This window comes from Marinobacter sp. C7, assembly GCF_022343555.1.
GTDB lineage: Bacteria > Pseudomonadota > Gammaproteobacteria > Pseudomonadales > Oleiphilaceae > Marinobacter.
Map to the genome: position 1 here is coordinate 215,566 of NZ_JAKQZH010000001.1, position 20,349 is coordinate 235,914.

At 60.3% G+C, this 20,349-nt stretch carries 21 protein-coding genes; 7 read left to right on the forward strand and 14 right to left on the reverse strand.

Going from position 1 to position 20,349, the window contains the following annotated elements:
- Positions 1-48: 48 nt before the first annotated feature.
- Complete coding sequence (locus tag MD273_RS00945; protein WP_239035904.1) at positions 49-552, forward strand: DnaJ domain-containing protein; 504 nt, start codon at positions 49-51, stop codon at positions 550-552.
- Between the two features lies 1 nt (position 553).
- On the opposite strand, the gene MD273_RS00950 is transcribed toward MD273_RS00945, so the two are convergent.
- Positions 554-1,351, reverse strand: a complete 798-nt coding sequence (locus MD273_RS00950) for a secretin N-terminal domain-containing protein (RefSeq protein WP_239035905.1) — start codon at positions 1,349-1,351, stop codon at positions 554-556.
- 353 nt (positions 1,352-1,704) lie between these two features.
- On the opposite strand from MD273_RS00950, the gene MD273_RS00955 reads away from it, so the two are divergent.
- Positions 1,705-2,757 (forward strand): 3-deoxy-7-phosphoheptulonate synthase, encoded by a 1,053-nt coding sequence (locus MD273_RS00955; protein WP_239035906.1) that lies wholly within the window; start codon positions 1,705-1,707, stop codon positions 2,755-2,757.
- Here MD273_RS00955 and MD273_RS00960 read toward each other — a convergent pair.
- Positions 2,702-3,373 (reverse strand): LysE family translocator, encoded by a 672-nt coding sequence (locus tag MD273_RS00960; protein WP_239035907.1) that lies wholly within the window; start codon positions 3,371-3,373, stop codon positions 2,702-2,704. The two genes, MD273_RS00955 and MD273_RS00960, sit on opposite strands and share 56 nt — an antisense overlap.
- Positions 3,374-3,559: 186 nt before the next feature.
- Here MD273_RS00960 and MD273_RS00965 point away from each other — a divergent pair, with 186 nt between their 5' ends.
- Positions 3,560-5,002 carry a dihydrolipoyl dehydrogenase gene (locus MD273_RS00965; RefSeq protein WP_239035908.1) on the forward strand — a complete coding sequence of 481 codons (1,443 nt, stop codon included), beginning with the start codon at positions 3,560-3,562 and terminating at the stop codon, positions 5,000-5,002.
- Positions 5,003-5,019: 17 nt separating this feature from the next.
- On the opposite strand, the gene MD273_RS00970 is transcribed toward MD273_RS00965, so the two are convergent.
- The gene (locus MD273_RS00970; RefSeq protein ID WP_239035909.1) at positions 5,020-5,295 is read right to left on the reverse strand and encodes a DUF2061 domain-containing protein; all 276 of its coding nucleotides are present in this window, start codon (positions 5,293-5,295) and stop codon (positions 5,020-5,022) included.
- 221 nt (positions 5,296-5,516) lie between these two features.
- On the opposite strand from MD273_RS00970, the gene MD273_RS00975 reads away from it, so the two are divergent.
- A complete protein-coding gene (locus MD273_RS00975; RefSeq protein WP_239035910.1) occupies positions 5,517-5,990 on the forward strand; it encodes a Dps family protein in 474 nt (157 codons plus the stop codon).
- 49 nt (positions 5,991-6,039) lie between these two features.
- On the opposite strand, the gene MD273_RS00980 is transcribed toward MD273_RS00975, so the two are convergent.
- The 7 genes from MD273_RS00980 to MD273_RS01010 all read right to left on the reverse strand — a co-directional run bounded on the left by MD273_RS00980 (position 6,040) and on the right by MD273_RS01010 (position 13,382).
- Positions 6,040-7,167 (reverse strand): NAD(P)/FAD-dependent oxidoreductase, encoded by a 1,128-nt coding sequence (locus tag MD273_RS00980; RefSeq protein ID WP_239035911.1) that lies wholly within the window; start codon positions 7,165-7,167, stop codon positions 6,040-6,042.
- On the reverse strand, positions 7,167-8,480 hold the full coding sequence (locus MD273_RS00985) for an SAM-dependent methyltransferase (protein WP_239035912.1): 1,314 nt from the start codon (positions 8,478-8,480) through the stop codon (positions 7,167-7,169). The genes MD273_RS00980 and MD273_RS00985 overlap by 1 nt, the downstream gene beginning before the upstream one ends.
- Before the next feature lie 141 nt (positions 8,481-8,621).
- The gene (locus MD273_RS00990) at positions 8,622-9,917 is read right to left on the reverse strand and encodes a TRAP transporter large permease (RefSeq protein WP_239035913.1); all 1,296 of its coding nucleotides are present in this window, start codon (positions 9,915-9,917) and stop codon (positions 8,622-8,624) included.
- Positions 9,914-10,459, reverse strand: coding sequence for a TRAP transporter small permease subunit (locus tag MD273_RS00995; RefSeq protein WP_239035914.1), 546 nt, complete (start codon positions 10,457-10,459; stop codon positions 9,914-9,916). Before MD273_RS00995 ends, MD273_RS00990 begins: the two co-directional genes overlap by 4 nt.
- A 104-nt stretch (positions 10,460-10,563) precedes the next feature.
- On the reverse strand, positions 10,564-11,640 hold the full coding sequence (locus MD273_RS01000; RefSeq protein ID WP_239035915.1) for a TRAP transporter substrate-binding protein: 1,077 nt from the start codon (positions 11,638-11,640) through the stop codon (positions 10,564-10,566).
- 143 nt (positions 11,641-11,783) lie between these two features.
- Positions 11,784-12,242 carry an ATPase gene (locus MD273_RS01005; RefSeq protein ID WP_239035916.1) on the reverse strand — a complete coding sequence of 153 codons (459 nt, stop codon included), beginning with the start codon at positions 12,240-12,242 and terminating at the stop codon, positions 11,784-11,786.
- Between the two features lie 57 nt (positions 12,243-12,299).
- The gene (locus tag MD273_RS01010) at positions 12,300-13,382 is read right to left on the reverse strand and encodes an acyltransferase family protein (protein WP_239035917.1); all 1,083 of its coding nucleotides are present in this window, start codon (positions 13,380-13,382) and stop codon (positions 12,300-12,302) included.
- A 154-nt stretch (positions 13,383-13,536) separates the two neighbouring features.
- On the opposite strand from MD273_RS01010, the gene MD273_RS01015 reads away from it, so the two are divergent.
- Complete coding sequence (locus MD273_RS01015; protein ID WP_239035918.1) at positions 13,537-14,604, forward strand: beta-N-acetylglucosaminidase domain-containing protein; 1,068 nt, start codon at positions 13,537-13,539, stop codon at positions 14,602-14,604.
- Between the two features lie 22 nt (positions 14,605-14,626).
- On the opposite strand, the gene MD273_RS01020 is transcribed toward MD273_RS01015, so the two are convergent.
- Positions 14,627-15,337: an SIMPL domain-containing protein gene (locus tag MD273_RS01020; protein ID WP_239035919.1), complete on the reverse strand. Its 711-nt coding sequence runs from the start codon at positions 15,335-15,337 to the stop codon at positions 14,627-14,629.
- A gap of 102 nt (positions 15,338-15,439) precedes the next feature.
- Between MD273_RS01020 and MD273_RS01025 the strand changes: the two genes are divergently transcribed.
- On the forward strand, positions 15,440-15,967 hold the full coding sequence (locus tag MD273_RS01025; RefSeq protein WP_239037583.1) for a macro domain-containing protein: 528 nt from the start codon (positions 15,440-15,442) through the stop codon (positions 15,965-15,967).
- 4 nt (positions 15,968-15,971) lie between these two features.
- Here MD273_RS01025 and MD273_RS01030 read toward each other — a convergent pair whose 3' ends face one another.
- Positions 15,972-16,910: a ChaN family lipoprotein gene (locus MD273_RS01030; RefSeq protein ID WP_239035920.1), complete on the reverse strand. Its 939-nt coding sequence runs from the start codon at positions 16,908-16,910 to the stop codon at positions 15,972-15,974.
- A gap of 83 nt (positions 16,911-16,993) precedes the next feature.
- Positions 16,994-17,176 carry a ribbon-helix-helix protein gene (locus MD273_RS01035; RefSeq protein ID WP_239035921.1) on the reverse strand — a complete coding sequence of 61 codons (183 nt, stop codon included), beginning with the start codon at positions 17,174-17,176 and terminating at the stop codon, positions 16,994-16,996.
- 120 nt (positions 17,177-17,296) lie between these two features.
- Here MD273_RS01035 and dauA point away from each other — a divergent pair, with 120 nt between their 5' ends.
- Positions 17,297-19,027, forward strand: a complete 1,731-nt coding sequence (gene dauA, locus MD273_RS01040; protein WP_239035922.1) for a C4-dicarboxylic acid transporter DauA — start codon at positions 17,297-17,299, stop codon at positions 19,025-19,027.
- Positions 19,028-19,057: 30 nt separating this feature from the next.
- Here dauA and MD273_RS01045 read toward each other — a convergent pair whose 3' ends face one another.
- Positions 19,058-20,302 (reverse strand): hypothetical protein, encoded by a 1,245-nt coding sequence (locus tag MD273_RS01045; protein WP_239035923.1) that lies wholly within the window; start codon positions 20,300-20,302, stop codon positions 19,058-19,060.
- Positions 20,303-20,349 lie beyond the last annotated feature (47 nt).

Genomic DNA, 20,349 nt, shown 5'->3' on the forward strand with positions numbered 1-20,349 from the left:
TATCGCAGGTGACACAATTACGACCGCATGCCAAAAGGGGATTAGCCGATGCAGTGGATTCTCGGTCTGGCGCTGGCCGCGGCCGTTTTCATCATTCTGAAACGCTGGGGCGCGCTGACTCCGGAAAAAAAGAAAGACGCCGCCTGGAAAACCGTCCTGGTGGTCGGTGGCGCCCTTTTGCTGTTCATGGTACTGACCGGGAGGGTCCACGTCATTACCGCGGCCATTGCGGCAGTCATCCCTTTGCTGCGCAAGGTGCCGTCCCTGCTGAAGTATGCCCCGGCGCTGGCGCGGATGATGGGCAGGGAGATTCCCGACCCCCGGGAGTATTCCGGGCAGCAGTCGGCCCGGACTCCGCCCTCAGGCAGTGAGATGTCGGAGCGAGAGGCGTGTGAGGTTCTTGGAGTGGAGCCTGGCTGTCCGAAAGAGGATGTTATCGCCGCCCACCGCCGGTTGATCCAGAAACTGCACCCGGACCGCGGCGGTAACGATTACCTCGCCGCCAAGATCAACGAAGCCAAGCAGGTGCTGCTGAAGAACGCCCGGGCCTGAGTCAGGGAATGATCTCCACTTTGACCTCCACGCTGCGAATGCCCGAGCGGTTGCTCTCCATCTGGTAGGCGATGCCGCTGCCACTATGCCTGCTGCTCCTGGCAATGCTGCCAAGGGAAACCCACTGCCCGGGCTCCACCCGTCGGATCGTCAGCAGCGCTTCGGTCTCATAGCCCTGGATCTGAGCCGGGTCCTCCTCGAAAGAGACGATGTTCAGTTCCACGGCCTGGCTGGAAATGACCTGTGGGCTGACCAGGAAGCCACTGCGGGTCTCCACCTGCTGCAGAATCGCCGCCGGGTTCCTGCCGCCACGAATGGCAAAGGGCAGGGTGCGTACCTGACCGGAACTGATGTGAGCGGTCTGGCCATCCTGGACCATCAGGGTCCGTTGCTGGTTGTTGCCGGTGCTGATGGTCTTGCGCTCCACGGTGACGCCGACGTTTCCGTCCCGCGCCGAAACGCCGCCACCTGAGCGATCCCCACTGATCTCCTCCCGGGTCCTCACCGTGATCCGAAGTTGGGCGGGGGCCACGTCCAGTGATTCCACCAGGGTGCCGATTTCATCGAGCAGGCGGGGCTCGCCCCGCACCATCAGTTGTTGCCCGCGGGCAGTCACCGTGACCGGAGCGCCGGCATACAGATCCCGTATCTGGGTGGCCACATCTTCTGCCGGGCGGGCATGCAGCTGGTAACTGCGGGTCTCGGTCTGGGCGTGGGCGGCCAGGGTGGTCAGCCAGAAGGGCAGGATCATGACCACCAGGGCCAGCAAGCGGCAGGGGGCAACGTGGAATGGGCGCATTGGCACTCCGCAAATGGACGACAAACGGAAAAACTTCGGCCTCCGGGTTGCCAAGGCGGAAACCGGAGGTATATATTGAAAAGCATGAAGACCACAAACGCGACCTGTCAATTGAATGTTCTGCAAGCTTTCGGGAAGAAACCGATGGCTGCGGTCGCTGCTGTGTTCTTTTGGTGGTTTGGTTATGGCTTTTATTTTAGCCAGAACCCGGGCCGCCCATAGGATTTTGATCCGACGAATTACGAGGAAGGCAGCCCGGCAGTGACCCAGGCTGCCACCGGACTCGAAAAGCCCCGACTGGTAGCCCAGCCGGGGCTTTTTTGATTCTGACCAAGGGAAACGGGAACACCGATATGAACATGCCACTGAACGCCGATACGCTGAACTGTGCCGTTGCCGCAGGAGACAGCCATCGTCAGGAAACCGCTCTGCCATCACCGGGCCAGCTGCGCAAGGAGTTTCCGGCGGGGCCGGATCTGTTGGCGCAGGTGCAGGGGTATCGTCAGGCAATCCGGGATATCCTGCAGGGCAAGGATGACCGTACCCTGATCGTGATGGGGCCGTGCTCCATCCATGATGAGCAGGCAGCACTGGATTATGGCCGCCGGCTCAAGGCACTTGCCGACGAAGTCAGTGACCGGTTCCTGATCGTGATGCGAGCCTACCTCGAGAAGCCGAGGACGACCGTGGGCTGGAAAGGCCTGCTGTACGATCCGGAGCGCAACGGGCAGGGAGATCTGCACAAGGGACTGGTACGTTCCCGCCGGCTTCTGCTTGATCTGGCCGGGCTCGGTTTGCCCCTGGCGACCGAGGCCCTGAGTCCTTTCGCCATGGATTATCTGGGAGACCTGGTCAGCTGGAGTGCTATCGGGGCCCGCACCACGGAATCCCAGATCCACCGGGAAATGGTGAGTGGCCTGCCCATGCCGGTCGGCTTCAAGAACGGCACGGACGGCGGGATTGCGGTGGCCACCAATGCCATGAAGTCCGCCGCCCATCCACACCATCATCTGGGGGTGTCCGTCACCGGGGCGCCGGTGATGATTTCGACCCGGGGTAACCCGGATACCCACCTGGTACTCCGGGGTGGCCGGGGCGTGACCAATTACGACGCCGACAGTATCGCCGCGGCCGTGGAGGGGCTGGCCAGGGCGGGTCTGGCCACTGCCGTTATGGTGGACTGTAGTCACGACAATGCCTGCAAACAGGCCGACCGACAGGTCGACATTGCCCGGGAAGTGATGGCTCAGAAACGGGCCGGTAACAGCCATATCTGTGGATTGATGCTGGAAAGCTTCCTCGAACCGGGCCGCCAGGACGAGGGCGACGAGCTGGTCTACGGTTGTTCCATTACTGATCCGTGCCTGGGCTGGGAGCAGACGGAGGCTCTGATCCGGTCACTGTAGACAGCAGCAGTTGCGCCGCGAGGGCCAGCAGCACCCCGCCCATGACGCGGTCCAGCCAGTGGCCGAAACGGCTGAAGGCCCGGCGGACCCGGGGCAGGGTGAAAAATACTGCCACCAGGGCAAACCAGACACCGGTGGCCGCCGCCATATAGATGCCGTATCCCGCCTGTACCACAAGTGGCGTGCCGGGGCTGATCACGACCGAAAACAGGGCCACGAAGAACAGCGTTGCCTTTGGATTCAGGGCATTGGTGAGAAAACCGAGTCGAAAGGCGGCCAGGGCAGATTGTGCAGGCGCAGATCCGGTCTCCACATGAATGCTACCGGCCCTGGATCTGAGGCACTGCAGGGCAATCCATGCCAGATACAGGGCTCCGATCACTTTCAGCACGCTGAACAGCATGACTGACTGCTTGATCAGCAGGCCGATACCCAGCAGGGAATAGGTTACATGCACCAGAATACCGACGCCCACGCCGGCGGCACTCAGCAGGGCATTTCTTCGGCTCTGGCACAGGGCCTGCCTGAGCATCACCGCAAAATCCGGCCCGGGGCTGACCACGGCCAGCAGATGAGCCACAACAATGGTCAGAAACTCTGGCCAGTACTGAACCATCCGGTATCTCCCGTCGAACCTGTTGGTAGGAAACGCCAAGGGTAGGTCATTTTAAGGCAGGTGTCCTGCGGGATGCCCATCTTGCTTTACGCCAGCATCCCGTCGGCTTCTATACTGAAAACACAGACAGACCACCCGAGAACTCACAGGACCCGGCCTGATCTGCGCCGGCTGAGGAGGCATGTTGTGAAAAAACGCGAAGTGGATGTGGCAGTCATCGGGGCAGGGACCGCAGGCATGGTGGCCTATCAACGAGTGCGCAAGGCAACAGACAGCGTCGTCCTGATCGAGGGGGAGCAGTATGGCACGACCTGCGCCCGCGTTGGCTGCATGCCCAGCAAGTTGCTGATTGCAGCTGCAGAACATGCCCATGCCATGGTGGAGGCGGAGGAATTCGGTATCTCGCTGGGAGAGGTCGCAATTGACGGTCGCCGGGTCATGGAGCGGGTGCGCCAGGAGCGTGATCGTTTTGTCTCGTCGGTGGTGGATTCCGTCCAGGGTTTCCCCGACCCCCACAGGTTGATGGGCCATGCCCGGTTTGCCGGCCCCAATCGCCTGATTGTGGGAGATGACGTGGAGGTTCAGGCCGAACGCATCATCATCGCCACCGGGTCCCGGCCAAACATTCCGGGCTTTCTGAAGGAAGCGAAGGATCGCCTCATCGTCAACGATGACCTTTTCGACTGGGATGACCTGCCAGATTCGGTAGCAGTCTTCGGGCCGGGGGTGATCGGCCTCGAACTGGGGCAGGCCCTGAGCCGTCTCGGTGTGCGGGTTCGGATGTTTGGCGTGGGCGGTGCGATCGGCTCGATCCAGGACGATGCCATCCGCGCCTGTGCCCTCGAGATCTTCAACCAGGAGTTTCCGCTGGATCCGGATGCCGATGTTACCCATGTCGAACGGACCGATGAAGGGGTGGCCGTGACCTTCAAAAACGGCTCGGGCGAACCGGTGACCGAAACCTTCGATTATCTGCTGGCAGCCACCGGCCGTCGCCCGAACGTGGACAACCTGGATATCCAGAATGCCGATATCGAACTGGATGACCGGGGTTCACCGGTGTTCGATGAGTACACCCTGCGCTGTGGCGACAGTCATATCTTCATCGCCGGGGACGCCAACAATGACCGTCCCCTGCTGCACGAGGCTGCGGATGAGGGACGTATCGCGGGAGACAACGCTGCAGCCTGGCCGGATGTGCGTACCGGTCTGCGCCATGTTCCCCTGGGAGTGGTGTTTACCGACCCCCAGATTGCCGCCGTGGGGCTGACCATTGATCAGGTCGAAAAACAGTGCCATGGCTGTTTCGCGGTGGGCGAGGTTTCCTTTGCAGACCAGGGGCGCAGCCGGGTCATTGGCAAGAACCGGGGGGTTCTCCGGGTGTATGGCGAACATGGCAGTGGCCTGTTCATGGGGGCGGAAATGTTCGGGCCGGCGGCGGAACACATTGCCCACCTGCTGGCCTGGTGTGCCCAGAAACGGATGACCGTCAGCGAGATGCTGTCGATGCCCTATTACCATCCGGTGATCGAGGAGGGCCTGCGTTCCGCGCTCAAGGACTTGAACCGGAACCTCCAGATTGGCCCGGAGCTGGCCGATGAGTGTCTGGAGTGCGGGCCGGGAGTGTGACCGGCCCTTGATCCCGGTCAGCAGGTGCTCGGGTGGTTGTCGGGCAGGCTGTTGCGCGCCCCCCTTGCATTGCCAAGGTGACGAGCCCACATCTTCTCATGGAAGAAGTAGGCCACGGTGTTGATTGCCGGTTCGACCATGGCAATCAGGCAGCCCACAATGATGTCTCCGGTCAGCAGGTAAGCTACCGTGAAGGCAACAGTAAAGTGGGTGATGGCAAAGGTGATTGTCTTTAGCAAGGACTGGTCGCCCTTTGAGCCATGGTCGTGTATGAACAATTTCAAGGCACTCATGATCAGGTCCGCCAACGTGGTTGTGAAATCCATTAAAGAGCGATTGAGGCTGATTGTTAAATAGAACGTCCGAAGCAAATCAATAGTGCCTGGCTATGGGCTTTCTAGAAGGTGCATAAGTCTTAGCTATGGAAGAGATTGCCTGATACAACTTCACGAATTCTGTCGTCCCACTTAAAGTGGGCGACATCACACTTGAATCAGCGTCAAGGAGGCACGTAATGAGTAAGAACTTCATTGGTCTTGATAACGGAAAAACCGTCGAACTGTCGGACGCCCTCAACGATCTGTTGTCCAATTACCAGATCTTTTACATGAATGTTCGCGGCTACCACTGGAACATCAAAGGCGAGAACTTCTTCGAGCTGCATGCCAAGTTCGAAGAACTGTACGACGACCTGCTCCTGAAGATTGACGAGATCGCCGAGCGGGTGCTCACCCTGGGCCACCGTCCGGCGCATGCGTACAGTACCTACATGGAACGCTCGGAAATCCCGGAGCGGAAGGATGTTTCCGACGGGCGTGAGGCAGTCGAGAACATTGTGGAAAGCTTCGGCAAGCTCATCGGCAAGCAGCGCAACCTGCTGAGTCTGGCGGGCGACGCCGAGGATGAAGGCACCGTTGCGCTGATGAGCGACTACATCTCCCAGCAGGAAAAGACGGTGTGGATGTACCGGAGTTATCTCGGGAAGTAAGCGTAAAATGCACTGAAAATGGCGGCCTCCGGGCCGCCATTTTTTTGCCTCATACTGCAACTTCCAGCGGCGGAACCTCCCGGTGCAGGAACCACTTCTCGGTCACCACCTTGCGGGTAAACCAGTGGGAACGCATCAGGGTGCTGGCCAAGGGGGTCTTGAGCCAGGCCGGTACCTGCCAGCCCTGTTCTGACTCCGCCGCCCGGTTACCAAAGCGTTCGGCGATGGCATCGCCATACACCTGAAGGGACGAGGCTGAGTAGTCGGTGGCCTTGCGTATCACCTCGGCGGCAAGCAGGGCGGATTCCACAGCCGGTCGAATACCCTCGCCGCTCTGGGTGTAGGCCAGCCCGGCGGAATCGCCAATCAGGATCACGCCGTCATCGACCAATGGACGCTCGGCGTGGGCGTAAAGCAGATAGGCATGGCCCTTGAAGCGCCCGGGCAGGTCGGTGGGAATCCGGCCCGCGGCTTTCATCTCCTCGACAAACGCCTGAAGGTGCTCGGTGAGCTTATGGTTGTCTTCCCGGCCGAGGCCGATGTTGAGGTAGTTGCCTTTTCGGAATACCCAGGCATACCCCTTGAGGTCCCTGCAAAACCAGAGCTCGGGTGTGTCACCCCGGGCCTGGCAGAGGCTGGCCTGAGCGTCGGTCATTTCAAACTCCACTTCCTTGGCGGCCACCACCGTTTCGTGGCTGCCGGGACCTTCACCCAACAGGCGGGCGACCGGGCAGAAATGGCCTCCGGCACCGACGATCAGCGGTGCCTCCCAGGTCTCGTTGACAACCCAGTTGCCGCCCCGGCGTTCTATGGATTTTACCGGGGTGGCCAGCTGTCTGGTCGCCGTTGTGACCCGGTCCAGCAGGTAGGCATCGAACTCGCATCGCCGGATACCGTAGCTGACGACCTCGCCGTGATCGTTCTCTACCGGTGGTTGGCCCATCATCCCGATACGGAACCGGCGGATGGGCTGAAGAGTCCTGCCGTTACCGTAGGCGTCCAGGTCGATGTCCAGTTCTTTCATGACTGCGGGTGTGACCCAGCCCGCACAGGTCTTGTCCCGGGGAAAGTCCTGCTTGTCGAGGATCAGGATTCTTTTTTCCGTGTTTTCCAGGGCCTTGGCCAGGGTCGAGCCGGCAGGGCCGGCGCCGACGATGATCAGGTCATAGTAGTCCATCAGGCCTCCTCAGGCGCAGCCGGGAAGGTGTAGAGGTGACGGCGGTTCCTGGGTAGCTGATTATTGCCGCCATGGGTAAACACCACCTGGAACAGTTGCAGCGATCCGGCCCGGAAGGCCGCAATGGAGCCGGCCAGGTAAAGCCGCCAGGCGCGGGTGAAGTGCTCGTCGTACATGTTGGAGACCTTGTTCTCACTGGCGTCGAAGCGCTCAAGCCAGTGGCTCAGGGTCTGGGCGTAGTGTAAGCGGAGGTTTTCGACGTCCAGGACCGAGAAATCGCTGTGTTCGCAGATCTCCATGAACTCGCCGATGCTGGGCGGATAGGCGCCCGGGAAGATCCGCTTTTCGATCCAGGCGTTCATCAGCATGGGCCGGTTGCGGCCGATGCTGTGGAGCAGGGCAATGCCATCCGGCTTGAGGCTGCGCTTGATCAGCTCGGACAGCGCCGGATAATTCTCCTTGCCCACATGTTCAAGCATGCCGATGGACACGAAAGCATCGTACTGCCCCTTGATGTTGCGGTAGTCATCCTCCACATAGGTGATCAGCCCATCCAGCCCCTGCCGTTCGGACTCCTGCCGGGCGTACGCCAGCTGTTCCCTGGAAATGTTGTAGGAGTGCACCTTCACCCCATAGTTACGGGCCATGTACCGGGCAAGACCGCCCCAACCGCAGCCGGCTTCCACCACGGTCATGCCGGGTTTGAGCCGGAGCTTGCGGCAGACATGTTCCAGCTTGGCGAGCTGGGCCTGCTCCAGGCTCAGGTCCGGCTCCTCATAGTAGGCGCAGGTGTATTGCATCTGGGCCTGATCCAGCCAGAGCTGGTAGAACTCGTTGCCAAGATCGTAATGGTGATGGATGTTCTCCTTGGCTTCGGCAATGCCGGTGGATCGGGGGTTGTGGTTTTTCCATAGCGCATCAAGCCATCGGGGCCACTTCTCGCGCGCCGCATGGACCGCCCGGTAGAGGGTTTCCATCAGATCGGGCAGGTCGCCTTCCACATCGAGCCGACCGGCGGCGTACAGGTCGCCAAAGGCGAGGTTTGGGTTGGCGACCAGTGAATACAGGGCCTTGGGATCTTTCAGGTGAAGGACGAAGCTGGCTTTCTGTTGTTCGGGCTCGATTACGTCACCGTTCCAGAGCCGGAATTGCACCGGGGGTGAACCTGCCATCCGCATCAGTTTGGTGACCAGCCACCGTTCGTAGTTGTGTGGCTCGCGGTCAATCCGGGTGTCTGCCAGTGGCAGGGTCAGAACGTGTGCTTTTTGCTCTTTTTCCGTTCGTTCGTTTTTCCGGGCAGTACTCTCAGTCATGGGGTTCCCCTTCCCTCGGTTACCTGTCTGAAATGAGTGACTTCCGTTCAGTATAGAAAATGATCACAAAATGTCAGGTTGCGCTCCGATCAGGCACAAAAAAACCGGGCCGAGGGCCCGGTTTGTCAACGAATCGCCAGTTCAGTAGGTCGAACTCATCCCGAACCATTCCGGGAAGATGACGATCAAGGCGAGCACGAATATCTGAATGGCAATGAACGGAATGATGCCCTTGTAGATATCCGTGGTCTTTACTTCCGGAGGTGCCACCCCCTTGAGGTAGAACAGCGAGAACCCGAACGGCGGGGTCAGGAAGCTGGTCTGCAGGTTCATGGCGATCAGGATGGCGAACCAGAGCATGTTGATACCCATGGCTTCCGCCACCGGTGCCAGTATCGGCACGATGATGAAGGAAATCTCCACGAAGTCGATGAAGAAGCCAAGTACCAGAATGACCGCCATGGCCAGAATGATGAAGCCCCACTGCTCGCCCGGCAGCATGTGCAGCCAGTCTTCAAGCAGGTAATCACCGCCGGTGTAACTGAATACCATCGAAAAGGCTGTTGCACCGATCAGGATGGCAAAGACCATCGCGGTCACCTTGACGGTATCTGCGGCACTGTCCCAAACCATCTTGAACGAGAACTGGCGATAGATGATGGCCAGTACGACTGCGCCGACGCCACCGAGTGCCGAAGACTCGGTCGGGGTGGCGATGCCGGTGAAGATGGAACCGAGAACCACCACGATGAGGGCCAGAGGCGGAATGATGGCGATCAGCGCAGAGACGATTTCCTGCTTGCGGGAGCGGGTTGGATCCTCCGGCATCGCCGGCGCCGTTTCCGGCTTCAGGCGGGTCAGGATCAGGATATAGATGATGTAGAGGCCGATCAGGACCACGCCGGGCCAGACAGCGGCCTTGAACAGGTCACCCACCGGCAGGCCCAGGACATCACCGAGAATGATCAGGATGATGGAGGGCGGGACAATCTGGCCCAGGGTGCCGGAAGCACAGATGGTGCCGGTGCTCAGGCGCTTGTCGTACTTGTGGGCCAGCATCACCGGCAGGGAGATCAGGCCCATCGCGACGACACTGGCGCCAACCACACCGGTAGAGGCCGCCAGCAGGGCGCCCACCAGGATGGTCGATATGGCAAGCCCCCCGGGCAGGCCACCGAACAGGCGTCCCATGGAGGTGAGCAATTGCTCCGCCAGGCGGGTGCGCTGCAATACCACGCCCATGAAGATGAACAGGGGCACCGCCATCAATACCGTGTTCTGCATCACGCTCATGATGCGGAACGGCATGAAGGCGAACAGGTCCATACCCTCGGCGTAGATGCCGAAGAACAGGGCGACGCCGCCGAAAGTGAACGCCACCGGGAAGCCCAACATCAGCATGAGGAGGGCGACACCGAACATAATCATACCGATCATGCGAGACCCTCCCCGCTGTGCTCCACTTCATACTGCTTCTCGCCGGAGAGTACCCGTATGGCAAAGGTGACCATGTTGAGGCCGGCCGTCGCTATGAAGAAAGCGGTGACCGGGATCACCGACTTGATGATCCAGCGGTGGGGAAGGCCGCCGGGATCGCCGCTGCCCTCGCCCATGGTGTAGGAATCAAGGGCAAAGTCGTAGCCGTAGGTGCCGATGAGGTAGGCGAAGGGAATAACGAAAATGGTGGCGCCGACCAGGTTGACCCAGGCCTTGGCCTTGTTGCTCCAGTTGGTGTAGAACACATCCACGCGGACGTGGCCATCCGTGCGCAGCGCGTAGGGAATGCCCAGCAGGAAAACCACCGAGTAGAGGTGCCATTCCATTTCCTGCATACCGATAGACACAGAGTTGAAGGCGTAGCGTGCCACTACGTCGTAGAAAACGTTTGCTGCCATCAGGATCATGGCCACGCAGGCGATCCATCCGCAGAACTTGGAGAGCCAGGCCAGGCCCTCATCCAGTTTGATAATCCACCGCATCAGTGATGTTCCTCCGCCAAGCGGGCTGGCGAGTTTTCAGTTGCTATAAACGAGAAAACCGGGACCACTCAGAGAGCGATCCCGGCTCCGTAATGGCCGATATCTTACTCGACTTCGGCCATGGTGTTGAGATAGGCCCGTGTGGAAATGTCGGTGTAGGCCCGGGTCTTCTCGAGGTACTCTTCCTGGGACTCGACAATACGAGCCGCAAGCTCATTTTCCGCGGCCGCTTCTTTCAGCAGCTTCTCGTTAGCTGCGACCATGGCCTGGAAAACGTCCTTCGGGAATTGCTTGATCTGGACGTTCGGATGCTCTTGCTTGATGTTGGCCCAGGCTTCTGCGTTGGCATGCTGTGACTGTACCAGCATGTCGTAGGCGGAAACGCGCATCGCGGTCTTCAGGATTGCCTGGAGATCCTTGGGCAGTTCTTCCCAGGTCTTCTTGTTGACCAGGAATTGCAGCTCGGTCGCCGGCTCGTGCCAACCGGTGTAGTAGTAGTCGGCGATTTGCTGGAAGCCCAGACGCAGGTCCAGAGCCGGACCTACCCATTCAACCGCATCAATGGTGTTGCGCTCCAGAGCGGTATACAGCTCACCCGGCGGAATGTTGGTGGGGCTGACGCCCACTTCGGCGAAGACTTCCCCGGCAAAGCCCGGGATACGCATCTTCAGACCCTGCAGGTCTTCGAGAGAGTTGATTTCCTTCCGGAACCAGCCGCCCATCTGGACGCCGGTATTGCCACCCGGGAAGGACAGCAGGTTGTGGGGCCCATACACTTCCTGCATCAGCTCCATGCCTTCCCCGTGATAGAACCAGGCATACTGTTCAATCGCGGTCATGCCGAAAGGCATACTGGTGAAAAACAGCGTTTCGGGAACCTTGCCTTTCCAGTAGTAGGAAGCGGAGTGGCCGAGGTCGTACTGGCCAGCCTTGACCATGTCAAAGACGCCGAACGGAGCCTTGTGCTTGTTGGAGGAATCGATCCGGATGCGCAGGCGGCCGTCAGACATTTCCTCGGCCAACTCGGCAAAGCGCTTGGTGGTATCACCGAAAATCGGGAAATTCGGCCCCCAGGTTTCTGCCAGCCTCAAGGTGAATTTTTCTTGTGCGTGCGCCTGTGTGGCGGCAAAGGTAGTTGCCACAGCCAACACAGCCGCGGAAAGAACAGAACGGATCTTCATTGCTCTTCTATCCTCTTGTCGTTTTTATGAGTAACTTTTTTCCCTGTTGGGATACAGTAGCTCCTTTTATTAAGTAAAACTAACAACGATTCCACCTGAACGAAATGATAATCGTCAGAATCTAATACTTAGGTCTAACCTGGTCAGACGTCATCCATGCGACCGATCTGGCTGGCCATGCGCATGGCCTCGTGTTCCTCAAGGGCTTTCAGGTCTTCCAGCAGAGCTTTGGCTTCGGGGATTTCGGCCTTGCCGATCAGGGCGTCGTAGAGATCCATGACCTGATCGTGGAAATCGAAGATTTCCTTTTCGATGGCGGCAAAGTCCAGCTCCCTGTAATGGAGGTCACAGGTGCGGTTGGACTCGATCGGCTTGTGCACCCCGTAATCATAGAGCCTTGTGTTCATGGCTTTGGGATCGGCCTGCTTTTCGTATTCGCCCACCGCTTTCTCGAGCAGACTCTCGTGGGTGCTTATGTAGTCCAGCAGCGCACTGGCCCGCTCGTCCGGGTGTTGTCCCGCGGATTCTTTCAGGCAACGGGCCAGGTGAGCGTGCAGCTGGCGGGTCCAGTCAATCAGGTCGGCAAAGGTTTTGATTTCCATGGGGTGCTCCTATGTATTCAGAATCTCTTTATATGCGCATGAGTCTAGTAAAGATTCTCACCGTTCGCGTTCCGGCGACGCTTGACTCAGGTCAGGAGGCGGGGCGTCCGGGAGTTTTGTCGCACTGAGCCGGTAATCCCGGAACCAGGCGAGGCAGGGTTTTTCGACTCCATAGTGGATGAGCGCTGCCAGTGTAAGTGCCGTCGCCAGTGCCAGGCCCACGCCGATGGCTCCGTGTAAACCGTTGGTATAGGCCAGCTCGATGATCCCGTAACCGATGTTCTGGTGGACCAGGTAAAGGGCATAGGACAGGCTGCCGAGCCAGAGCAGGGGGCGACAGGCCAGAAACCTCAGGCGCCCGGTGACCGCGAGGGCAAAGGTTCCGTAACAGCCCAGAACGAAGATGCTGTAGGGCGCTTTGTAGGCGAGGAGCGTGTGGGAGATGGCCAGTAAGAGCAGGAGCCGCTCCTCCGCCGGCGGCTTTCCATGGCGGTGCCAGCGGTACATGATCATGCCGCTGATGAACAGCGGGGCGTATTTGACGAACAGCAGGTCCTTGACGGCGAATTCCAGGTATCCCGGCAGGGATTTCCACCAGATAACACCTGCGTAGCTGATCGTCAGCCAGAGCCAGAGTGCAGCCCTCAGATTGCGCCAGCGGTTCAGTCCGAAGAACAGGGACGCAATCCAGGCGTAGAACGTCACTTCCACGACCAGGCTCCAGTAGGCTCCATCGACATGGGGCAGGCCCAGATACTCGTGCAGGAGCACCGTATTCAGCAGGGCATCGGAAAGGCTGACTGCGCGATCCTGAGGGCCGAGGGCATGCACGCTGATGGAGGTCAGAATGATGCCGGCCCACAGGGCGGGTAATAGCCGGAACGCACGGGCAAGGGCAAACCAGCCCGCGCTGCGAGTGCGCTCGAGAGTCATGAAAATCACGAAGCCGCTCAGTATGAAGAAAAGATGCACGCCATACCGCCCGAACTGCAACGCGCTCTCCAGACCTGCCGGCAGGCTGAACTGGTGAGTGTAGAGCTGGTTGTAATAGGGCAGGTAGTGAAACAGTACGACGCCGAGCGCAGCCAGACCACGCAGGGCATCAAGACTCTGAAGGCGTGTGGAGTGGTCGGTTGGCATCGCGGCCTGCTCCCGGGAAGTGTGTGGGGCATCATAGCGCCGTTACCGAACAGCTCCTACGGTACTCGTATACCATTTGCTTGCCCGGGGTATACCATGTCGTAATGCCGGGCCATTCCGGCAGATCCGGCTTTTGATCAGGAGAGGGATTACCATGACGACACCACTGGGCATTATCGAAGGGTTCTACGGTCCCCTGTGGACCTGGGCGGAGCGTCGAAGTCTTCTGAAGTCACTGGTGCCGCACGGTTACGAATTCTATCTGTACGCCCCCAAGGCCGATCCCTTCCTCCGCCGTCGGTGGCAGGAACCACACCCACCGGCAGAAGCCGCTGAGCTGGCCTCGTTCGGGAAGTTCTGCCGGGAGCACGGGGTACGCTTCGGAGTTGGCCTCAGTCCCTATGAAATATTCAATCGTTTCGATGATGCTGCCCGCACGGCGCTGGAGCGGAAGTTGGCGGGGCTGGAAAAACTGGGTCTCGATGAACTCGCCATCCTGTTTGACGACATGCGCTCGGATACTCCCGACCTTGCACGGGTACAGGCTGACATCGTGGGCTGGGTCCGAGGCCATACCGATATCCCCCGGCTCAGCATCTGTCCCAGTTATTATTCCGACGATCCGGTCCTGGATCGTGTCTTCGGGAACCGACCAAGCGATTACCTGATTACGTTGGGCCGCGCGCTTGATCACGACGTCAATGTTTTCTGGACCGGAGAGGAGGTCTGTTCCCGGGAAATCTCGCCGGGCCACCTGAAACGGGTGGGCGACCTGCTGGGGCGCAAGCCCGTGCTCTGGGACAATTATCCGGTCAACGATGGTGACCGGATGTCCCGGCACCTGCACCTGCGGGCTTTCACAGGCAGGCCGGCGGCCAATGCCGCCCACCTGGCAGGGCATGGCATTAACCCGGCGCTGCAGCCGATTCTGACGGCAATTCCGGCCATTACCCTGGCCGAATCCTATCGTCGTGGGCCGGATTACCAGTATGGTCAGGCCTTCCTGCATGCGGCCCGGGAGCTATTGGGGAGCGAGCTTGCTCACCAGTTACAGGCTGACCTGCTGGTGCTGCAGGACGGCGGTCTGGGCCGAATCAGTGACGAGAAACGCCAGAGCCTGCTGCACACCTACGATGCTTTCGACCACCCCGCCGCCATTGAGGTGATGCGTTGGCTGATGGGCGAATACCGGGTTACCGACGAGATGGTGGCGACCCAGTAACACGCGCCTGGCGGTTTCATTTTCAGCGCAGGTAGTACTCGACGGTGGACACCACGCGGACAGTCTTGACCGGCTGCTGATCTTCCCGGATACCGGGAGCCTGGTCCCGGGCCAGTATCTGGAAAACGCCCTGGTTGGCCCGGCGCAGACCGCCCAGTTCGGCATTGGCGTCCCGGGCGAACTGTAACGCAGATTCGCGGGCAGCCGCGGTGGCCTCGGCAATCATGGCCGGCTTGATCTCGTTCAGGCCATTGAACAGGTAGGTGGGGCCCCCGGGGCCGTAATCGGAGGAAAGCACCACGCCGGAGTCCACCAGGTCACTGACGTTCTGGGCGGCCTGGCGGATGCGGTCGATGTCTGCACTGCGTACCATCAGAGTCTGGTTGATGATGAACTTCTGTTCGGTGTTATTGCCGGGATAGGGATTGGCGCGGGTGTCGGTGACGTCCAGTCGCAACAGCTCCACGGAAGCTTCGTCGATGGCCTGCAGTTTGAGAAAGGCCATTATGGCATCCCGGCTGCTCCGGGCCCGTTGCTGGGCTTCACTGAGTGTCTCCCCGGTGGCCACGAACCGGATGGGCCACAGCGCCAGGTCTGCGCGTACTTCCTGCTCTGCAACACCTTTGACGGTGACGAAACGGTCGGCTGTGCGCAGGCCGGTCAGCCCGTCACTGAGAAGTGATGCCGCGATAATGGCGCCAATGGCCAGAATCAAGGCCGAAACAACTTTCATACCCGCTCCTTGTGTTCCGTGGTCCCTGGTCGGGACTGCTATCCTGATGGTCAGGCAAGATTACCGGTAACCGGAGATCCGGAAAAGGGGAGTCTCATGACCATGACACAGGTAGCCATTGAGTGTGTGCAGGGCAATATTGCCAACCAGCCGGATATTGATGCCATCGTCAACGCCGCCAATGCCCGCCTGATGCCGGGCAGCGGCGTTGCCGGAGCCATTCACTCGGCCGCCGGGCCGGGACTGGCGGAGGAGTGCCGTGACCTTGCGCCCATCGAGCCGGGGCAGGCAGTGATCAGCGGTGGCCATAACTTGCCCAATGCCCGTGTGATCCATTGTCTCGGCCCGGTCTACGGGGTGGATACCCCCTCGGAGGAGTTGCTGGCAGACTGTTACCGCAATGCCCTCGGGCTGGCGGACCGGGAGGGGTTGTCGTCCATTGCCTTTCCGGCCATCTCCACGGGTGTGTTCGGCTATCCGATTGAGGAGGCTGCGGAGGTTGCTGTGGCAGCCATCCGGAAAGCTTCGCCCGGTCTCACATCGGTGCGCCTGATCCGGCTGGTGTTGTTCAGTGATGACGATCTTGCGGTGTTCCGGTCAGCACTGGCAGCGACGCCGCCCGAAACGTGAGGGGTCAGTCGCAGTCCGGCGATGTCCGGTTGGCGAAGCGGGCGCGCATGGCCTCGCGTTCGCGCTCCGGGTCCTGGAACTCCTCGGGCAGGGGCTGGATGAAGTACAGGTAGTCGCCCCCGGAACGATGGGTTGCAAGCGGCAGGTTTGCTTCGTCATCCGGCCAGAACACCGGTGTGATCACGGCGATGGAGAGCTCCGGTGCGCGTTGCTCCAGGACCGCCACGGTGCCGAGCCGCTCCTCGCTGTGGAACGTGCCGGTGGTATGCAGGATCTGGTGGCCTGGATGGCTTGTTCGTGCGTCCAGGATGGCCTTGGCCATGGTGTTGTCCCGCAACAGTTGGGCGTGATAGGTGTTGCGCATGCGCTCTGAAAGCTCGCCGTCCTCCACCCCGTGGCTGCCGCCAATGGCCTCGACAAACTTTTCCTTGTAGGCCGGGGTGTCGAGAAAGGCAGTCTCGGGCAGCAATTCCCGGGTTTCGGGGGGCAGGGTTTTCAGGTAGTCCGGGCCCTTGCGACCGACACACCGGACAATCTTCGCCGGTGCGTTGGCCGCGATGACCGGCAACCGGTTCCGCCGGGCAAACTCCACCAGCGGGCGATAGGAAGCGCGGTAATTGTCCCAGGCCCCGGCGTCCTCGATCATTTCGGTTTCGCCAATGTCCCCCGCCATGAAGTGGTTGAGAACTTCCTGGCGATCCGCATTGAATTGTTCCATGGTCAGAACCTGGCGGGGGTTCCGATCAAACAGGGCCTGTTGCAGCCGGGCCTGCAACAGGTGCGAGGCGTGGTGGCCGTGGTATTCGCCCACCACCACGACATCGGTGTCGGCCAGTCGCCTGGCGAGTTCTTCGATGGTCAGTGGCGTGCCGGTTTTCGCGTCGATCAGGCGGGCGTCATACTGGCTTTCAGGAGGCGAAATGCTGATCTGTTCGGGTGGCATGGCAGCACATCCGCTGACGGTTAGCAGGAACATCGTGAGGACAGGCAGGAGGCGTTTCATAACCAGATTATACGGCCTTTGGCTCAGTCGGTTTTCTGCGTTTTCTGCTCCTGCCAGTCCGGTCCAAGTTTTGACTCCACGTATTCGCGGATGAACTGCCGGACCTTCTGGGAAGGGGTGACGTCTTCCTGCTTGCAGAGGGCTTCAAACGCCGCTTTCTTCTCCGGATCGATCAGCAGTGTCAGTCTGGCGGTGCGGTTTTCCATGGTGTGTTCAGACCCTGTTTCGTCGAGTGAATCGTCTGTATGTTAATTTGGTTAACATTGAATGTACAGAATATGAGCATATAATGTCATTCTTCGACTCCAGAAGATGAGTTACCGTTCATGCCACACCGTGCCCATCTGTTTTCCCTTCGCATTGCCCACGCCTTTCGTGAGGCCTGTCTGAGCGAGCGCTATACCGCCCGACGCTTCGGCCGGGACGTGATGGCGGGAATCACGGTGGGCATCATCGCAATACCCCTGGCCATGGCCCTTGCCATCGCCAGCGGCGTTGCGCCCCAGTACGGCCTGTATACCGCATTCATTGCCGGTTTCATCATCGCCTTGACCGGCGGCAGCCGTTACAGCATTTCCGGACCTACGGCGGCGTTTGTCGTCATTCTCTACCCCATTGCCCAGGGATACGGGTTGGGCGGGTTGTTACTGGCAACCCTGATGTCCGGCGTCCTTCTTTTGATCATGGCCACCATGCGGCTGGGCCGGTTTATCGAGTATATCCCCGAGTCGGTCACTTTGGGATTCACCGGCGGTATCGCTGTGGTCATCGCGACCTTGCAGGTGAAGGACTTTTTCGGCTTGCCTGTGACCTCGATGCCGGAACATTACTGGGAAAAACTGACCGTCCTGGCGGATGCGCTGCCTGCCGTTGATGGCATGAGCACCCTGGTGGCAGTCTCAACCCTGGCCGTGATGCTTCTCTGGCCGCGCTTGCGCACGCCGGTACCGGCGCACCTGCCGGCGGTGCTGGTCGGTAGTGGTCTGGCCCTCTGGTTCAATGCCAACGGTGCGGGTATCGAGACCATCGGTTCGCGTTTCAGCTACCTGCTGCCCGATGGCTCCCAGGGGGCGGGTATTCCACCGTTTCTTCCGGAATTCGCGTGGCCCTGGCAGCAGCCGGGACCGGACGGCCAGGCCCTGGGGCTGTCGTGGGATATGTTGCGGGAGTTGCTGCCTGCGGCTTTTGCCATCGCCATGCTCGGGGCAATCGAATCGCTGCTGTGTGCGGTGGTGCTCGATGGCATGTCCGGTAAACGCCACAGTGCCAACAGTGAACTGATGGGGCAGGGGCTGGGTAACCTGGTGGTCCCGTTCTTCGGTGGTATTACCGCGACCGCTGCCATTGCCCGGTCCGCCGCCAACTATCGTGCCGGTGCCGAATCGCCGGTGGCGGCGATGGTCCATGCGGGCGTGGTGCTGCTGGCGCTGGTGTCCCTCGCGGAGGTGCTCGCCTACCTGCCGATGCCGGCCATGGCCGCCCTGCTGGTGATGGTGGCCTGGAACATGAGCGAGGCACCCAAGGCCGTGCATCTGTTGAAAACCGCGCCGCGCAGTGACGTACTGGTCTTCCTCACCTGCTTTGGCCTGACTGTGGCCCTGGACATGGTGATTGCGATTACCACCGGTGTCCTGCTGGCCGCGGTTCTGTTCATGCGCGAGATGGCACAGATGACGCGGGTCACCGACATCACCACAACCGAGCGTATTGTCCGGGAGGGGCTGCCTGAGGGCTGGCGGGTGTTCAAGATCAACGGGCCGCTGTTCTTTGCCGCCGCGGACCGGATTTTCGGAGAACTGGCGGAGTTGTCGCGCCAGGCTCGAGGGGTTGTCCTGTACATGGACGGCGTGACTGTCCTGGACGCGGGCGGCCTATCCGCTTTGACCAAGCTGATCGGAGCCTGTCGTGACAGCGGTAGTCAGGTGGTGATTGCGGACCTGCAATTCCAGCCCCTGCGAACCCTGGCCCGGGCGGACATCAAGCCAGAGCAGGGGGTGAGCCGTTTCTATCCGACTCTCGATGCCGCCCTGGCGGCAGTGCGGGCCGAGCGGGGGTGAACAGGCTGCCGACCGGGATGGAGGCCAGCGTTACATCGGCCAGTGCAGCTGGAGGTTGCCGCCACCGAATTCCGACTCGTGCAGATAGAACGTCGGGTTCAGGGTCAGTACCGCTCCGTCCTCGCGGGAAAGCATCATCTCGAAGGGCAGTGCCAACTTCCCGATAAAGCCGTCAAAGTGCTTATCGGATTGTTCCTCGAAGGTCTGGCGAAGGTGGGCATGCCCGAGGTACAGGGCCGGTCGCAGGCTTAGGCCGGAGGTGAGAGGCAGGGAAAACTCTCCGAATGCCGTCGGTTCACTCCGGCGAATCCGGCCCTCGTCGTTCAGGGCCCGCCCGAAAAAGCCCTGCTCTTTCAGGTCCAGGTAGGCAATCCCGAAACCCGGCTTCAGCCGATGGCCGGTCCAGGTTGCACCGGCCAGGAGCCGGAGGTGGTTGCGGTCGAAACCGGTGGTCTGACTCTCGCCATCGGCGAACAGCCGGTAATGCCGGCGGGTACGCTCCCCGTCCAGCTCCAGGGTGATCTGCCAGTCGGCGACCTGTTGGCGATGGGTAAACGCTGCACTGACACTCTCGCTGTCCACCTGCAGGTTTTCCTGCCGGCTGATAAAGGAGGATGCCGGCGTCAGGGTCATGGAGACCGTCGTGCCCAGTCCCGGCCCAGCGCCACCCCGGTGCCATTGCAGAAACCACGAGTGGGGAACGGTCTCGAATTCGTCCGGAGAGTCGGTCTTACTGTTAAAGTAGGCGTCAGGAAGAATCCAGCTGACATGCAGCCAACTGGTTTCATCAAGGTGGTGGCGGGCGCTGAAATAGATGTCGGACAGGGATTTGTCGGAATACACGTCACCCTGCAGCCATAGCTCGGTATTTTCGGCTATCGCCTGCCGGAACCCCACCAGCTGACGTTGATAGGCGCCGTCCAGGTCCTCGCTGCGCTGGATATCCAGGAGGAAGCCATTGCGGTTTTCCCGGAACCCGAAATCCTGCCGGAACCGGAAGTCATAATACAGACGTCGACTGCCCACGCTTCCGCCGGTCCCGCGAATACCATTACTGACGGCGTTGGGCCGCGGCTGGCTGTGCCGGAACGTGAGTTCATTCAGAAACCGTTCTTCGTTGTAGGTCTCGTCCCGGCCCTCAACCACCGCCTCCGCCCGCCAGGGCTGGGCAATATGAGCGGTATCTGCCGCGCCGATGTCCGGCAGCAACACCAGAAGTGACACAACCGACAGCCAGCCTGTTGATTTCAAAGCGGGAATAGATGAGGCTGCCATGGCTCACCTCCGTGGGCACTTTGCTCTATCCTAAGGGAGCATGACTG

Excerpts from the sequence above, each read along its gene's own strand:
- MD273_RS01030 (WP_239035920.1), bottom strand. The coding sequence starts at position 16,910 with ATGCCACCCGAACAGATCAGCATTTCGCCTCCTGAAAGCCAGTATGAC.
- MD273_RS01045 (WP_239035923.1), bottom strand. The coding sequence starts at position 20,302 with ATGGCAGCCTCATCTATTCCCGCTTTGAAATCAACAGGCTGGCTGTCG.
- MD273_RS01010 (WP_239035917.1), bottom strand. The coding sequence starts at position 13,382 with ATGCCAACCGACCACTCCACACGCCTTCAGAGTCTTGATGCCCTGCGT.
- MD273_RS01000 (WP_239035915.1), bottom strand. The coding sequence starts at position 11,640 with ATGAAGATCCGTTCTGTTCTTTCCGCGGCTGTGTTGGCTGTGGCAACT.
- MD273_RS00960 (WP_239035907.1), bottom strand. The coding sequence starts at position 3,373 with ATGGTTCAGTACTGGCCAGAGTTTCTGACCATTGTTGTGGCTCATCTG.
- MD273_RS00980 (WP_239035911.1), bottom strand. The coding sequence starts at position 7,167 with ATGGACTACTATGACCTGATCATCGTCGGCGCCGGCCCTGCCGGCTCG.
- MD273_RS00970 (WP_239035909.1), bottom strand. The coding sequence starts at position 5,295 with ATGAGTGCCTTGAAATTGTTCATACACGACCATGGCTCAAAGGGCGAC.
- MD273_RS00975 (WP_239035910.1), top strand. The coding sequence starts at position 5,517 with ATGAGTAAGAACTTCATTGGTCTTGATAACGGAAAAACCGTCGAACTG.
- dauA (WP_239035922.1), top strand. The coding sequence starts at position 17,297 with ATGCCACACCGTGCCCATCTGTTTTCCCTTCGCATTGCCCACGCCTTT.
- MD273_RS01005 (WP_239035916.1), bottom strand. The coding sequence starts at position 12,242 with ATGGAAATCAAAACCTTTGCCGACCTGATTGACTGGACCCGCCAGCTG.
- MD273_RS00995 (WP_239035914.1), bottom strand. The coding sequence starts at position 10,459 with ATGCGGTGGATTATCAAACTGGATGAGGGCCTGGCCTGGCTCTCCAAG.
- MD273_RS00950 (WP_239035905.1), bottom strand. The coding sequence starts at position 1,351 with ATGCGCCCATTCCACGTTGCCCCCTGCCGCTTGCTGGCCCTGGTGGTC.
- MD273_RS00990 (WP_239035913.1), bottom strand. The coding sequence starts at position 9,917 with ATGATCGGTATGATTATGTTCGGTGTCGCCCTCCTCATGCTGATGTTG.
- MD273_RS00985 (WP_239035912.1), bottom strand. The coding sequence starts at position 8,480 with ATGACTGAGAGTACTGCCCGGAAAAACGAACGAACGGAAAAAGAGCAA.
- MD273_RS01035 (WP_239035921.1), bottom strand. The coding sequence starts at position 17,176 with ATGGAAAACCGCACCGCCAGACTGACACTGCTGATCGATCCGGAGAAG.
- MD273_RS00955 (WP_239035906.1), top strand. The coding sequence starts at position 1,705 with ATGAACATGCCACTGAACGCCGATACGCTGAACTGTGCCGTTGCCGCA.
- MD273_RS01020 (WP_239035919.1), bottom strand. The coding sequence starts at position 15,337 with ATGAAAGTTGTTTCGGCCTTGATTCTGGCCATTGGCGCCATTATCGCG.
- MD273_RS01025 (WP_239037583.1), top strand. The coding sequence starts at position 15,440 with ATGACACAGGTAGCCATTGAGTGTGTGCAGGGCAATATTGCCAACCAG.
- MD273_RS01015 (WP_239035918.1), top strand. The coding sequence starts at position 13,537 with ATGACGACACCACTGGGCATTATCGAAGGGTTCTACGGTCCCCTGTGG.
- MD273_RS00945 (WP_239035904.1), top strand. The coding sequence starts at position 49 with ATGCAGTGGATTCTCGGTCTGGCGCTGGCCGCGGCCGTTTTCATCATT.